The 830-nt window shown below is 34.1% G+C and carries 1 protein-coding gene; it reads right to left on the bottom strand.

All coding sequences use genetic code 11. The annotated features are described in order from the left end of the window. The coding region (locus tag ON09_RS23805) for a DKNYY domain-containing protein (protein WP_010603576.1) at positions 1-751 on the bottom strand (751 nt) is incomplete at its 3' end. Positions 752-830 lie beyond the last annotated feature (79 nt).

The raw sequence follows: 830 nt of genomic DNA, 5'->3' as shown, positions 1-830 counted from the left end.
CAGCATCAGCGCCATCCAGTACCGCATAATCAGCTTTTTCTGTAGCTTCCTTTTGATCTGATTTCAATCCTCTGGTGATATAATACACTTTGTTTTTATCTTTAGCTACAGTGTAATTCAGTACCACAAAACTTGCTGCATCAATTTCTGAACAAACTTTGATATTACCCCAATCATCGAAATAAACTTTGTTTTTATCTTTTAACCAGTTGTTGTGTAACGATTCTACCGATGCGATATCCAAACCAGGAATCTCGATCTTTTTTAATGGTGGGTCGGCAAAAACCTCAATGGCATATAAGTTTGTTTTATCAGCAAACAAAGAGGTTTGATATCCTAAAGAATGAAAGGTTGCCTTATCATAATCTCCTTCTAAAGGCTCAAGTCGGTTTTTAGCGTAGAAAGCGGTTTTCTCATAATATAATCCATTTTTATCTAAGTAAAATCCTTTGTCGAGATTTCTAAATGTTTTACGGTCTACAAAGTCAACAGGGTTTCCGTTGTAATAAACTTTTGTACAATCTACCGCTACACTATAATCCAACGGTTTAAACTCATTGGCTTTAATGTAGGTGAGTTCTTTACTTCCGAAATAAATTTTTCCGTCTTTTTCATCATAAAATGCTTTCGGATTAATGAAAAAGGGTAATATGGCTGCTGCAATTAGTGCTACAAAGATTAAAACACCAATCAGGATAAATTTTTTGTTATTTCTTTTATTCGAAGCGTTTATTTGGTCAACTAAATTCATTTCTTAAGGTTTAGAAGTTATTCTGCATAGGTTTGAGGCTCGGTGATGTCATTGATTTTACCTTCTGCTAGCCTATTTT

The organism is Pedobacter agri PB92 (assembly GCF_000258495.1).
Lineage (GTDB): Bacteria > Bacteroidota > Bacteroidia > Sphingobacteriales > Sphingobacteriaceae > Pedobacter > Pedobacter agri.
Note: the sequence above shows the minus strand (reverse complement) of the source record. Positions and strands in the feature narration are given on the sequence as shown.